This is a genomic window from Marinobacter daepoensis DSM 16072 (genome assembly GCF_000421165.1).
Lineage (GTDB): Bacteria > Pseudomonadota > Gammaproteobacteria > Pseudomonadales > Oleiphilaceae > Marinobacter > Marinobacter daepoensis.
Map to the genome: position 1 here is coordinate 393,496 of NZ_ATWI01000010.1, position 13,859 is coordinate 407,354.

Genomic DNA, 13,859 nt, shown 5'->3' on the forward strand with positions numbered 1-13,859 from the left:
TTTCCGGTCACGCGCATGGCGTGCGCCGCAATGCATTCAGGGGGCTACAAGTCATGAGAGAGGCCGGTGTTCAGGGCACGCTGTTCGTCATTTCTGCACCGTCGGGCGCGGGAAAAACCAGTCTTGTTGCCGAAATGTTACGCCAGGATGGCCGCTTGGGGGTGTCTGTTTCCCATACCACCCGGGGCATGCGCGATGGTGAGCGGGATGGTGTGAACTACCATTTTGTGAGCCGTGACAGTTTCGAGTCGATGATTGCCGCCGGTGATTTTCTGGAGCATGCAGAGGTTTTCGGCAATTACTACGGAACCTCCCAGACCTGGGTGCGCGAAACGTTGAGCCAGGGGCAGGATGTGATTCTGGAAATCGACTGGCAGGGGGCTGAGCAGGTGCGCCGCCTGATTCCTGAATGCGTCAGCATCTTCATCGTGCCGCCCTCGGCCGAGATTCTCCGGGAGCGCCTTGTTGGCCGGGGTACCGATGCCCCGGAGGTCATTGAGCGACGGTTATCGGAAGCCGAAGAAGAGTGTCGGCATGCTGTGGCGTTCGACTATCTGGTTGTGAATGACGTTTTTGCGACCGCTCAGGAGGATCTGTTGGCGATTGTCCGGGCTCAGCGCCTGAGAATGGCGCAGCAGCAGGTTCGCCACGGCGGACTTCTGGAGAGTCTGTCGAGCCGCCCGTGATGGTGGTTTTCACTGTATACAAATTGAGCCGGGGCCAGTAAACTACGCGGTCTGCTAAAACAGTGATTTTTTTGTTCGGGGAAGATAATGGCACGAGTTACCGTTGAAGATTGTCTGGAAAACGTAGATAACCGCTTCCAGCTGGTCATGCTGGCCACCAAGCGCGCCCGCCAGATTGCCACCAAGGGTGCTGAGCCGATGGTGCCGGAAGAGAATGATAAGCCGACGGTCATTGCCCTGCGTGAGATTGCTGAAGGTAAGGTAAGCCGCGATCTTCTGTTGGAAGAAGACGAAGACTGAGAGGTTTTGTTGCCGGCCCCGGCCTTTTGGGGCGGGAAAGTGCGTGCCGGTAACCGAGAAGCATTGAAATCTGCCTCCGCAGTTTTATAGTGTATCTATAGAACCTGCCAGGAAGGAAAAAGAAAGCCCGGATGCTTGCATTCGGGCTTTTTTTTCCCGGTTAGAACAGAGACAACGGAGGCGCGGTGGCGGTAGCAGAGTCAACAGTGGAAGAGCTGGCGAAACAGCTCAGTTCCTACCTTGATACCAATCGCATCAATCAGGTGCGACGGGCATACTATTACGCGGAACAGGCCCATGAGGGCCAGATGCGAAAAAGTGGTGACCGCTATATAACCCATCCGCTGGCTGTGGCTGGGATTCTGGCCGACCTGCGTCTTGACCATCAGAGCCTGATGGCCGCCATGCTTCATGATGTCATTGAAGATACGGGGATTCCCAAAGACGCCCTGTCCGAGCAATTCGGTGAAGACGTGGCCGAACTGGTGGACGGGGTTTCCAAGCTGACTCAGATCGAATTCCGGTCGCGGGCTGAGGCACAGGCAGAAAATTTCCAGAAAATGACCCTGGCGATGGCCAAGGATATTCGGGTCATTCTGGTCAAGCTGGCTGACCGCTTGCACAATATGCGTACATTAGGCCCGATGCCCTATGAGAAGCGCCTGCGCATCGCCACGGAAACCCTCGATATCTATGCCCCGATCGCTAACCGCCTGGGCATGCATTCCATCTGCACAGAACTTGAAGATCTGGGCTTTTCATCGCTTTACCCCATGCGTTCCAAATACATCTCCAAAGCGGTGGAGAAACTCCGGGGCAGTCACCGGGAAATTATTGAGGATATTCGGGGCAAGCTTCAGGAGAAGCTCGAAGAGCGCGGGTTGCCCGGCCGTATCATGGGCCGTGAGAAACACTTGAACTCCATCTACAACAAAATGAAGTTCAAGCAGAAGTCCTTCCATGAAATCATGGATGTGTATGCCTTCCGGATCATCACGGACACCGAAGACAACTGTTACCGCATTCTCGGAGCTGTACACAGTCTCTACAAACCATTACCCGGGCGATTCAAGGATTACATCGCCATGCCCAAGGCCAATGGGTACCAGTCCATCCACACTACGTTGTTTGGCATGCATGTGAACATCGAGATCCAGATCCGGACGGAAGAGATGGAGCACATAGCCAATAACGGGATTGCCGCGCACTGGATGTACAAAAACGAAGCCTCTGGTGTGACCACCATTAATCAGTCACGTGTAGACCGGTGGGTGAAGGGCCTGATGGAAATGCGCGAACGTGCCGATGACTCCATGGAGTTTATTGAGCACGTGAAAGTGGACCTGTTTCCGGATGAAATCTACGTCTTTACGCCGAAGGGCCGGATTATGGAGCTGCCCAGCGGTGCCACGCCGGTGGATTTTGCTTACGCTATTCATACCGATATCGGCAACGCAGCAGTTGCCTGCCGGATCAACCGGAACCTTGCCTCTCTGAGCCAGCCTTTGCAAAGCGGTCAGACCGTCGAGATTATTACGGCCCCGGGGGCCCGGCCCAATCCAGCGTGGCTCAGCTTCGTGGTGACCGGCAAAGCACGGAGCAGCATCCGGCACGTACTTAAAACCCGAAAACGGGCAGAGTCCATGGAGCTTGGCCGCACTCTGCTCAAGCGTTCGCTCAAAGGATTCGGAACGAAGTTGTCGGATGTCAGCGATGCTCAGAAGCAATCAGTGGTTAACCATAACCAAGTCAACAGCTTTGACGACCTGATCAGCGATATCGGTCTTGGCAATCGGATGGCGTATCTGGTGGCCCGTCAGCTGGTTTCTGGCAATGAGGTGCTGGACGCGCCAGCAAACCTGGAGAACGCGCCGGACAGCAAGCAGGGCGCGGTCACCATCCGGGGCACCGAGGGCCTGCTGGTGCGGTTTGCCAGTTGCTGCAAGCCGATTCCCGGAGATCCCGTGGTTGGGGTGATGGATTCCGGTAACGGTATGGTGATTCATTCGGATACCTGTTTACGACTGCCGGAGGACGATGAAGGGCGGGCACGTCTCACGCATCTCAAGTGGGCCAAAGACATCACCGATGAGTTTTCGGTTGAGCTCAGAGTAGAGCTGGAACGTCAGCGTGGTGTGATTGCCGAAATGGCGAACGCGGTGGCCATGGCGGATGGCAATATTGAACGCATCAGTGTTGAAGACCAGAATGCGAAGTTCGGGATCGTTAACCTGGTGGTGCATGTTCATGGCCGGAAGCATCTGGCCAGAGTAATGCGACGGGTCCGCAATATTCGGGCTGTGACCCATATCAGCCGGGTGCGGCACTAAGACCTTTACGTGGTTGACAGTAGCCTCACCCAAAGGTGACGATTGGCGTTTTGGAAAAGAGGAAAATGCAGGACATGACCAACAAATCTGTTATCCAGACCGAGAGCGCCCCGCAGGCGATCGGTACATACTCCCAGGCAGTAAAGGCCGGAGATACCGTGTATCTGTCTGGCCAGATTCCACTGGACCCTGAAACCATGGAGGTGGTAGCCGGTGATTTTGCCGCCAAGACCCGTCAGGTGTTTGAGAACCTGAAAGCCGTTTGCGAAGCGGCGGGCGGAGAGCTCAAAGACATCGTCAAACTGAACATCTACATGACCGACCTGGCGAACTTTGCCACCGTCAATGAAATCATGGCGACCTACTTCCAGGAACCCTATCCGGCGCGCGCCGCCGTTGGTGTGGCTGCGCTGCCGAAAGGTGTGCCAGTGGAAATGGAAGCCGTGATGGTGCTCAGCTGAGCCGTCAGAGCTGCCTGATCATCTCCAGGTACCCCGTACGGAAGTCGGGGTACCGGAAGGTAAACCCGCTTTCCAGTAGTTTCTGATTGCTGCACCGCTTGCTTCCGGCCCGTCCTCCCTTGCGGGCTCCCTCGACGGGCGCCTTGCACGGTATTTGCTCTCGAACCCAGTTAACCACTTCGTCCAGCCTCACTGGCTCACAATCACTGGCAATATACAGCGGCTCAGGCGGATGCCCGGAGAGCGCTTTCTGAGCCAGCCACGCCACGGCATTGGCTGCATCTGTTTCGTGTATGCGGTTGCTGAACGGCGCTGGGGTCTGAGGGTTCATTCGACCTTCCAGCACCTCTTCCAGAAAACGTTGGCGACTGGGGCCATAGATGCCGCTGAAACGGATCACTGTCGCGGGTTGGCCACTGTTCAGGGCCGTTTGTTCCCCTTGCAGGATTTGTTGGCCGGTAAATCGATCAGGGGCGGCCGAGCTGCTTTCATTCACCCAGCTGTCGTCGTCCTGGGCAAAGACGCTGGTGCTGCTGATGAAGATCAGGTGCTTGAGGGGGCGATTGCCAATGGCAGAGAGAAGGTTTTCAAGGCCCGTTACGTAAGCCTGATTATACCCCTGTTCGTCATAGCTGGACGGCGTCAGGCAGTAGATCACCACATCAAGGTGGTCCGGAAGCTTGCCGGACAGAGTATCTGGTTGAGTAAGATCTGCGCCGATGCCTTTAACGCGACTGGGGACACGGTCAGGGTTGCGGCGCAGCCCGTAAACATCTCCGGTCGCCAGCAGCGAGGTGGCGATCTCTCCGCCGAGCTTACCGCAACCTGCGACCAGGATTTGTGGTGCGCGCTCATGATCAGACATTGCCATAGACAATTTCAATCCTTATGCTTTGGCTGATAAAGTAAGTGAAACTTCGACCTGAGTACGTTGACCGGAGCTCACCATGACCCTCACCGAGTTACGATACGTTGTTACGCTTGCCCGGGAAAGGCATTTTGGCCGTGCAGCGGAGCGTTGTCACGTCAGCCAGCCGACCCTCAGCGTGGCCGTCAAAAAGCTGGAGGATGAACTCGGTATTCCGTTGTTTGAGCGCAGCAAGAGCAGCATTCGGGTAACGGAAGTCGGCCAGCGCATCATTGAACAGGCCCAACGGGTTCTGGATCAGGTTGGCGTGATCAGAGACATGGCTCAGGACGGCAAGAATCAGCTGAATTCGCCGTTGAAAGTAGGAGCGATCTACACCATCGGGCCTTACCTGTTTCCCCACCTGTTGCCGGAACTGCGCCGTGCGGCCCCGGAAATGCCTCTGTATATAGAAGAAAACTATACCGCTAACCTGCGACAAAGACTGCGGCACTCAGAGCTGGATGCGATTATCATCGCTCTGCCGTTTGAGGAGCCGGAAGTGGTTACCCTGCCGCTTTACGATGAACCCTTTGTGGTGCTGCTGCCGGCCAATCACCCCCTGACCAGGAAAGAACAGGTCACTGCCGAAGAAATGGCGAAGGAGCAGTTGCTGTTGCTTGGCCCGGGCCATTGTTTCCGGGACCAGGTGCTTGAATCTTGTCCGCCCCTGGTGGATGCCATTACAAAGCGCGCGGATCATGGCAAGCCGGAGCTGGTCACAGAAGGCAGTTCGCTGGAAACCATACGGCACATGGTGGCCTCGGGTCTCGGTATAACAGTGTTGCCACTTTCCGCCGCCACCGCCATCAAATACCAGGAAGACATTCTGGCGGTTCGGCCGTTTGCGCCACCCGTTCCGTTCCGGACGGTGGCACTAGCCTGGCGGGTAACCTTCCCACGGCCCAAGGCTATTGATGTTCTGTCGCTGGCAGCCAGCCAGTGCCGGGTAATAGAGAAAGCCAAAACCGAAACCCCTGCAGTTGCCGAAAACGCCTGAGGGCCGTATGACGTCACTGGATGACATCCCGGTAACCCAGCTGAAGGGCGTAGGAAGCGCCCTGGCCGACAAGCTCGCCAAGCTGGGCATCCACTCCATTCAGGATCTCCTGTTTCATCTCCCCTATCGGTACGAAGACCGGACTCGCATAGTGCCCATGGGCAGTTTGCGGATTGGTGACGTGGCGGTGGTGGAAGGTGAGGTGATGAAAACGGATCTGGTGATGGGGCGGAGACGGAGCCTGCAGGTCACCCTTCGGGACGACACGGGGTTTCTGGTGTTACGCTTTTTCCACTTCAACGCGGCTCAGAAAAATCAGTTGTCTGACGGCGCCCGCGTCCGGTGTTTCGGTGAGGTACGACCTGGCCGGGCCGGGTTCGAATTTTACCATCCGGAGTACCAGGTCAATCCGCCTCGGATGCCACCCGCAAATGAGGCTACCCTGACGCCGGTCTATCCGCTGACTGAAGGCATTCAGCAGCCCCGGGTACGGGGGCTTTGCCAGCAGGCGCTGGGTTATCTTGACCGATATCCGATTAAAGACTGGTTGCCTCAGGCGTTGTTGGCTGATTACCAGCTACCGGGGATCACCGAGGCGGTCCGGATGGTGCATTCCCCGCCTGCAGGTGCTCCTGTGCATCTGCTCCTGGAGGGACGGCACCCTGCTCAGCAACGTTTGGTGATGGAGGAACTGCTGGCCCATCAACTCAGCCTGCTTCAGGTAAGAGAGCAGATACAGGCCCGTGAAGCCTTGCCGCTTTTGCCGGCGGGAGATCGGGTGGCACGTTTTCTGGAGCAGCTTCCATTCCGCCTTACCGGGGCTCAGCGCCATGTGATGACCGACATTCGTCAGGATCTGAGCCAGCCTGTGCCGATGCTTCGGCTGGTGCAGGGGGATGTTGGCTCTGGAAAGACGGTGGTGGCCGCCTTGTCGGCGTTGCAGGCAATTGAGGCGGGCGCTCAGGTTGCTTTGATGGCGCCCACCGAGATCTTGGCTGAACAGCATTACCAGAACTTCCGCAGCTGGCTGGAACCTCTGGGCATCAGTCTCACCTGGCTGTCCGGGAAGGTCAAAGGCAAGGCGCGTCAGGAGGCGCTGGCGGCCGTTGCTGAGGGCCGGGCTCAGATTGCGATAGGCACCCATGCGCTGTTCCAGGATGAGGTGGTGTTTCATCGGCTGGCGCTGGTTATTGTGGATGAGCAACACCGGTTCGGTGTGCATCAGCGTCTGGCATTGCGTGACAAAGGTGTGGGGGGGCGGCTGGCGCCGCATCAGCTGATCATGACGGCGACTCCGATACCGCGAACTCTGGCAATGAGCGCGTATGCCGATCTTGATACCTCGGTCATCGACGAACTGCCTCCGGGACGAAAACCGATTGAAACCATCGTACTGCCGGAGACCCGCCGGAATGACATCGTTGAACGCGTGAGGAATGCCTGCCAGCAGGGACGGCAAGCGTACTGGGTGTGTACCCTGATTGAAGAATCCGAAGCATTGCAGTGCCAGGCCGCGGAAGTAACCGCCCAGGAACTGGCCGAAAGATTGCCAGACCTTTCTGTAGGACTGGTTCATGGCCGCCTGAAAGCGCGGGACAAAGCCAGGATGATGGAGCAGTTCAAAGACGGTGAGCTGGATTTGCTGGTGGCGACAACGGTGATTGAGGTAGGAGTGGACGTACCCAATGCGTCGCTGATCATTATAGAGAACCCGGAGAGGCTGGGCCTGGCTCAGTTGCATCAGCTCCGTGGTCGGGTAGGCCGGGGTGAACAGGCCAGTTTTTGCGTGTTGATGTACCACCCGCCCTTGTCCAGTAACGGCAAAGCCAGATTGCAGGCGCTCCGGGACAGTCAGGATGGTTTCTTCATCGCAGAAAAAGACCTGGAGATCCGAGGCCCGGGTGAAGTACTTGGTACCCGTCAGACCGGCCTTATGCAATTTCGCCTGGCGGACTTCGAGCGTGATAAAGGCTGGATCGAGCCGGTACGGGAAATGGCTCCGGCCCTGATGAAGGAACCCGGGCTCGTCACGGCACTGATTCGGCGTTGGCTGGGCGAAAAAATACGCTATGGCGACGTATGACCCTGGGTCTTCTGTTTCGGCCTGGCGGGCGTCTGGCTGACATTGGGCTGTTCATGTGTTGTTAATGGCTGCAAAATGAATAGAAGTGGATTGATAACATGTATCCGGAGAATGCTATGGAACTTCCTGTTGTGGTCCAGCAGGCACTGGGGGAAAACGCACCAGGGGTCTCCTTCCGGAGCGTCAGCCAGACAGACCCTGGCCAGCTGCTCAGAATGGTCCTGCTCAACGACAGTGTCGGAAATTTGCAGGCGATCTGCCGCCGCAACGATCTGATTGATCTGGATGCCCTGAACAAACAACTCGGGCGGGACCTGCGGATGATGCAGCGCCGTGAGCAAGTTCGGGTTCGTCAAAAATCGGGGCTTCAGGAACTACCCGCGTTGCCATCCCTGACCGGCTGGCCAACGGTGGTTGACCGTCGGGTAGATACTCTGGAGGCGGTCGCCCTGGAACTTGGAGAGCAGAACCTTGGGCTGGTGATGCCAGGGGAAGATTTCCGCCGACTGACAGGAAAGGCTGACCGGCGGGATTTTACCGTCGATCCCGGTGAGATTATTGTCAATCTCGACAATCATTCGGCAGACCGTGATGAACTGCATTCTGCGATCAAGAAGTTCACCGGGTTGAGGATCCAGCAGCGCCTGGAAGACACTCTGGAGTTGCCGCCCCTGCCTGAAACGGCGCAACGGATCATTCAGTTGCGGGTGAACCCGAACGCCGTGATGGGGGATCTGGTGGATGTGGTTGAGAGTGACCCGAGCCTGGCCGCACAGGTGGTGAGTTGGGCGTCGTCGTCCTTTTATGCGGCTGCCGGGCAGGTGAGCTCGGTTCACGATGCAGTATCCAGAGTGTTGGGTTTTGATCTGGTGATGAACCTGGCCATGGGGCTGGCGCTTGGGCGGGCCCTCAAACACCCTAAAGATCACCCGGACGGCTACGTGGATTACTGGCAGCAGGCCATCTGGCAGGCCCAGGCGGCCGGTATCCTGGCGAGTATGATGCCACGGGGGAGGCGCCCGGTGTTCGGGCTGGCATACCTGGCTGGTTTGCTGCATAACTTCGGGTACCTGGTATTGGCGCAGGTCTTTCCGCCCCATTTTCGGTTGGTCTGCCGCTCTCTCGAAGTGAATCCGGACACCGATTCCAGTGTGATTGAGCATTATCTGCTGGGCATTACCCGGGAACAGATCGCTGCACAGTTGATGGAAAACTGGGGCATGCCCGACGAAGTGAGTCTGGCGATTCGTTTTCAGAAGAACCCTATTTACGAGGGGCCTCATAACGACTACGCACGCCTGCTTTGGCTGGGGCGTCAGTTGCTGACAGAAAGAGGCGTTGCCCTGGGAGCCGGAGGAGCATCCACGGCTGCGGTGTACGATGAGTTGGGTCTGGACCGGGAGGCGGTTCAGAAGCAGTTCGATGAACTGGTTCGCCGTAAAGACAGCATTATGGCCATGGCTGGAATGATGAATCAGGGGGCATAAAAAGTGCCGGCCTTCTGGGCCGGCAAGTTCACCCGCTTGTTGCAGAGTCGTCCAAACTTTTCAGGAGAAAACAACGCGGAGGCTGTTCCGTGTGGATGACGACCTCCTGTTTTTAAATTTAGACAAGCTTTGTAAAAAGGAAAGCGGGTACGCGGGCCCATTTCGTTAATGAGCTGCGTGTCAGCGTTCTTTTAGGTCTAAAACTATTGATTTGCTTTGATATGTGACTGCCAGGCGTTTCGGGTCTGTAACAAAAAGTTACAAAACAATAAGTCATTCAAAGCGGTGATGGCGAATGGCGGTGGCAGCGCGTCGAATTTCGTCCGCGTGCTCCCTTTCAACCGCGAAGCGTTCCTTATCCAGCTTCCGGACAACGCTGGCATCCGTGTTTTTTCGGGCGCGGTGGGTTGGCATGTGCTGGATTTTGTCATGAACGGTCTGGAAGACCTGAAACGGTGGCTTCAGGAGTAACTCCGGGTCCAGATAATCCAGAAGCCCTTTGAATCGCAGGCAGGCTTCGGAATATTCCACCTGGTTTTCCTCGACGGCGATCGCGATGATGCGAACACTTTCAATCATTTCATCCCGGCGCTGTGCCTGGAATTCCTCCGTTTTTCGCTTTTGCAGCTGCTGTTGGGCGAGCAGCCGGGATTGTCGCCAGATATAGACCAGCAGAGCCGCAATGACCACCAGGCCGATGACAATAAAGGCGAGTTGAAGTCCTCTGGGCATGGTGGTGTGGCTCCCTTGGGCAATGCCGGGCCGGCTCAGGCCGGTTGTGAATGAGTCTCAGGTTGGCAGACTCTGACACTAACCGCTTGGCCGTTCAAGACCGAGGTTCCCGAAACAGGGTCCACCTGCTGGTCATCAAGCCGCCTGGTGCAGGGCCTTAAAGCGGTTACGCACGTCTGGCACGGACATCAGGCTGCCATTGGACGCGAGCGGGTTAGCGATAATACAGATGAACAGGTCGGTGTGATCGATGTCCGGAACCGGAACCAGGATCTGGTGGCCGAAAACCGGTTTTACGCAAGGGCTGTCTCAGTCGCATGGGATCTTCGTGAAGGTCTTGAAGTGCAACCGCTTTGGGGCAGATATGGCCATTTTTCATCTCAATGGCAACACCACACATGGCTTCACTGAGGTGGCAGGTTCGGTAATGGACGCAGTTGTCTGTGAGGGCGCTCCTGGGATTGTTTTTATTGGGTTTCGTCTTGCAAGGAGATTGTCAGGAAAGTTGCCTGAATTGAAAAACGATGATGAAAATGGCCTTGAAAAGAACATAAAAAAGGCCAGTCCGGGGACTGGCCTGAGTTAGAAAGGAACCTCGTTTATTACCGGGCGATTTGCTGCTCGTATTGAGCTGGCAGGTCTTTCACCGGGTTGGAGATAAAGTTCAGGTAGGTACCTCCTGCCAGGATCTCAAGAGGAAGATCAATGGTCAGTCCCAGTGGTTTGGCAATAACATTGATATTGACCACGTTTGTATTGCGCTGTTCAACCTGCATGCGGCCGTCATCGAAAAAGGTCACATCACCCTCAAGATCGAAGTAGAACTCGGTCGCGTAAAGGTCGTGTGGTCCGTTTGCCGTAATTTTCATTTCGGGTGCATCAAGCATCAATTCGGCGCGTGTTTTGAACACAGGTTGACCATTCTCTCCGGTGACGATGGCGCCGGGGATGAGCTGGTTACGTGGGCAGCTGGATTCACCTTTGCAGCTTGGGTCTTCTGCGTATCGCATCCGAATGATCTGTGTGTTGGTTGGTACCTCTGCTTCAAGAAGAGCGAGGTCCACGTAAGTGTTCACGGAAGTTGTTGCCAGCAGCGTGGGATAAAGGTTTACCAGTATGCCGTCCTGCTCTGCTCCCGTTGCCGGGTCGGTCCAGATGCCAGGGCCAATAACCTCGGTGTTCAGGGCATAGGACTGGTAGATGAACTTATCTTTTGGACATGATTTCCCATTTTTGCATCCTACCTGAGCATCCAGATTGCTTTGGAAGAGCCCGGGGTTGAGTACTGCGGTGTTATTGACCACGCTTAGCTTTGTGGAATTCGCTGAAGGTAACCAGCCGCTTACCATGGTGTCATCAGATACCGAGCCGGGGTCTCTGTACTCATGCTCGAACGGTTCGAGGCAGTTTTCGTTGTCATTGGAGTCGCAGTCGATGCTGAAGTCTGCATTGGCGTCACGAACAGGAAGGTTTCTCAGTGGAGTAAACACCGAGGCCTGGGATCCCGTGCCCTCAAAGTAGATTTTCATCGATTGATCGGGGCTTCCTCCTGAGTTTAATCCATCAAGAAGGTCTGATTTGAGCGGATAGCCGTTGGCGCCGCAAATCGACTGAGGTTCAGTCATGCGGCAATAGCTGGTATAGGCGGAATCCGACAGTTTGTCCGAACCCCGTTTGACGACCATGGTGTATTGGTAGAAAGCGCCATCACGCCAGGGTTGATCGGGATAGAATCGTACGCGTTGGTTGTTTTTCTCCAGGCTACCGGTGACCTCTTTGATATCGTTTCCGTTTTCATCAACCTCCTGAACAATGAAGGTGTCGTTCAGACGAATAGATTCGAGATTCATCGGCTGTGAGAAAATAATGGTGATGGGCCTGTCTTCAGGCATCTTGCTGACGGGGAGTAGATCGCCGAGATTGTCTTTCGCGGTGTAGCATTTACCCAGAATGCCCGCCTGCAGATCAAGTTGTGCATGATCAGTTTCGCAAGGGTAGCCGGGGTAGGTTGTGAGTGCCAATGGGGGCACCTTCGTCTGGTTATCTCCGGAGCCATCAAGGCTGAACGACAGGCTGTTATCCGCATGGTAGAACTGATTGCCTGACAAGTCCGTTAGACCTGCAGCTGATACTTCGTACTCAACTCCTGCTTTCAGGCCTCCAACCGGGTTCAGTGTGAGGGCGGTGCCGTCGAGCAGTGTTCTGAGCTTGCCATTGCCGACAGTCAGTTCTTGTCCATCAGCGACGAGTTTCACGCTGTCATCAATGGAGTCCGGATCCAGTGGCTCATCAAAGAACAAAATAACGGGGTCGCCCGGGCGCTGCATGGACTGGCGCGTTGCCGGAATCGCATTCTCTGGCCCTGGCATCCAGCTGACCAGTTTTGGCGGTGTTGAATCGATTTCGCGCAGGTTTTCTGCATCCAGTACGGAGTCGGCATCCGTGGCTGCCTGCAGGTGAAACGCGATGGTGGAATCGGTGTATTCCTGGCCCAGCAGGCTCGGCTCGACCATGCCAATGGCATCAATGGTCAATACGCCATCCTGCACCAGCGCAATGCCCCTCAGCTCAACGCCCATGAGGTCCTGAGACAAGGCCGCATTGGGCTGAGCCTCTTCGGTGTTCATGGAAACGTCCATAAACAGCGTAATGTGGCGCGGTGCGTTGATGTCGCTGGTGTATTGGTTCGGGCTCATATAGCCCGAAGCATCTGACAGCATGGTCACTTTAATGGTGCCGGTATGCTGGGCGTCGCCGGTTGCCGCATCAAGAACCTGGACCCGCCCACCTACGAGCACGTTCAGGCTGGTGCTTTCCAGCACACTGCCTTTGGGAATACGAAGCGGAAGTGCTTCGTCGGCTTCAAATGACGGGGCGTACGCCAGCTCGGCAAACAAATCGCCGGTTTGCTGGGAGGGGCCAGCCTTGCCCTGTAGAACCGAATTCAGTGTCACCGCGTTCAATGCCTGACCGTTCAGGACGGATGTCATAGCGCCATTGCCTGAATCAATGGCGGTCTGCTGAAGAACGACGGTAGGTCCTGTGTCTCTGGGTGTGAACACGAACTGACCGGTAAACCGGTTTGCCTCACGGCTGTCGGAAAGACTGGCCAGGTTGTTCAGCTCCAGGGTGTAGGTTTCACCTGCGTTGAGCACGTCCTGTTTGCTGCCACACTGATCAGGCTCCGGGGTCAGACAAGGGTCAACGGTTATGCGAGTGCCTTTGACCAATACCGTCGCGGGAACGGGCGCACCGTCAGCATCCAGTAACCGGATGCTCCCGCCCAGGGCTTTCCAGTCGGGGTGAACTGGTTGGGTCATGGCAAAGCGGAACGTTGAAAAATTCATGGCCTGAAACGCACTGCCGTTGGCCGGCACCTGCCAGGCGATGTCAAACCGACTCGCAGTATCGGTCAGGTGTGAGATGCCGTTGAAAGCGCCGCGGGTGGCAAACTGAATACCATTCTCGCCAAGGGCGTTCGGGGTGCTGATTTCCCGGTTCCCCTCAGAAGCGAGAGGTTCCGTGAACATAACCCGATAGTCGGCCCCCGTCTCCATTGCACTGGTCGGCTTGAGCTTCAGGCTTTTGCCTCCGTCCAGCGTGGTTACGTCAAAGGGCAGGGGCTGATCGCCTTTCTGCACCACGATTTTTTCTTTCAGGGTGCTGACGTCGTCAGTAACGGCGTGGGAAAAACGCAGCACTATATCGGTTTTCGGGCTAACGGCCGCTTGTCCATCCATTGGGAAGGAGTAAACCATTGAACCGGCGCGTGGTTTCTCGTTGACATCCTGATCACCCCCGCCGCCGCAGGCGGCAAGGAACATGGCAGGAATCAGGGCCAGGGTCTTGTTGTACTTCATGGCAGGCCTCTCC

10 protein-coding genes and 1 pseudogene are annotated in these 13,859 nt (G+C 56.2%); 7 read left to right on the plus strand and 4 right to left on the minus strand.

The window, feature by feature from the left end:
- Window positions 1-53: 53 nt before the first annotated feature.
- The 4 genes from gmk (at window position 54) to K325_RS0111735 (ending at window position 3,777) form a co-directional block, all read left to right on the plus strand.
- Window positions 54-686 (plus strand): guanylate kinase, encoded by a 633-nt coding sequence (gmk, locus tag K325_RS0111720; RefSeq protein ID WP_029654457.1) that lies wholly within the window; start codon window positions 54-56, stop codon window positions 684-686.
- 87 nt (window positions 687-773) lie between these two features.
- Window positions 774-986 carry a DNA-directed RNA polymerase subunit omega gene (rpoZ, locus tag K325_RS0111725; RefSeq protein ID WP_029654458.1) on the plus strand — a complete coding sequence of 71 codons (213 nt, stop codon included), beginning with the start codon at window positions 774-776 and terminating at the stop codon, window positions 984-986.
- 185 nt (window positions 987-1,171) lie between these two features.
- Entirely contained in the window at window positions 1,172-3,316 is a 2,145-nt protein-coding gene (locus K325_RS0111730; RefSeq protein ID WP_029654459.1) for a RelA/SpoT family protein, read from the plus strand.
- A gap of 74 nt (window positions 3,317-3,390) precedes the next feature.
- A complete protein-coding gene (locus K325_RS0111735; RefSeq protein ID WP_029654460.1) occupies window positions 3,391-3,777 on the plus strand; it encodes a RidA family protein in 387 nt (128 codons plus the stop codon).
- A 4-nt stretch (window positions 3,778-3,781) separates the two neighbouring features.
- Here K325_RS0111735 and K325_RS0111740 read toward each other — a convergent pair whose 3' ends face one another.
- On the minus strand, window positions 3,782-4,648 hold the full coding sequence (locus K325_RS0111740) for a sugar nucleotide-binding protein (protein ID WP_029654461.1): 867 nt from the start codon (window positions 4,646-4,648) through the stop codon (window positions 3,782-3,784).
- Between the two features lie 76 nt (window positions 4,649-4,724).
- Between K325_RS0111740 and K325_RS0111745 the strand changes: the two genes are divergently transcribed.
- From K325_RS0111745 to K325_RS0111755, 3 genes are all read left to right on the plus strand, one after another.
- Entirely contained in the window at window positions 4,725-5,684 is a 960-nt protein-coding gene (locus tag K325_RS0111745) for a hydrogen peroxide-inducible genes activator (protein WP_029654462.1), read from the plus strand.
- A 7-nt stretch (window positions 5,685-5,691) separates the two neighbouring features.
- Window positions 5,692-7,767, plus strand: coding sequence for an ATP-dependent DNA helicase RecG (gene recG, locus K325_RS0111750; RefSeq protein ID WP_029654463.1), 2,076 nt, complete (start codon window positions 5,692-5,694; stop codon window positions 7,765-7,767).
- A gap of 116 nt (window positions 7,768-7,883) precedes the next feature.
- On the plus strand, window positions 7,884-9,254 hold the full coding sequence (locus K325_RS0111755) for an aminoacyl-tRNA deacylase and HDOD domain-containing protein (protein ID WP_029654464.1): 1,371 nt from the start codon (window positions 7,884-7,886) through the stop codon (window positions 9,252-9,254).
- Window positions 9,255-9,527: 273 nt separating this feature from the next.
- On the opposite strand, the gene K325_RS0111760 is transcribed toward K325_RS0111755, so the two are convergent.
- From K325_RS0111760 to K325_RS0111770, 3 genes and pseudogenes are all read right to left on the minus strand, one after another.
- Window positions 9,528-9,986, minus strand: a complete 459-nt coding sequence (locus K325_RS0111760) for a DUF2489 domain-containing protein (RefSeq protein WP_029654465.1) — start codon at window positions 9,984-9,986, stop codon at window positions 9,528-9,530.
- A 144-nt stretch (window positions 9,987-10,130) separates the two neighbouring features.
- Window positions 10,131-10,386, minus strand: a pseudogene (locus K325_RS18795) (hypothetical protein); the annotation flags it as partial.
- A 202-nt stretch (window positions 10,387-10,588) separates the two neighbouring features.
- On the minus strand, window positions 10,589-13,846 hold the full coding sequence (locus K325_RS0111770) for an Ig-like domain-containing domain (RefSeq protein WP_029654467.1): 3,258 nt from the start codon (window positions 13,844-13,846) through the stop codon (window positions 10,589-10,591).
- Window positions 13,847-13,859 lie beyond the last annotated feature (13 nt).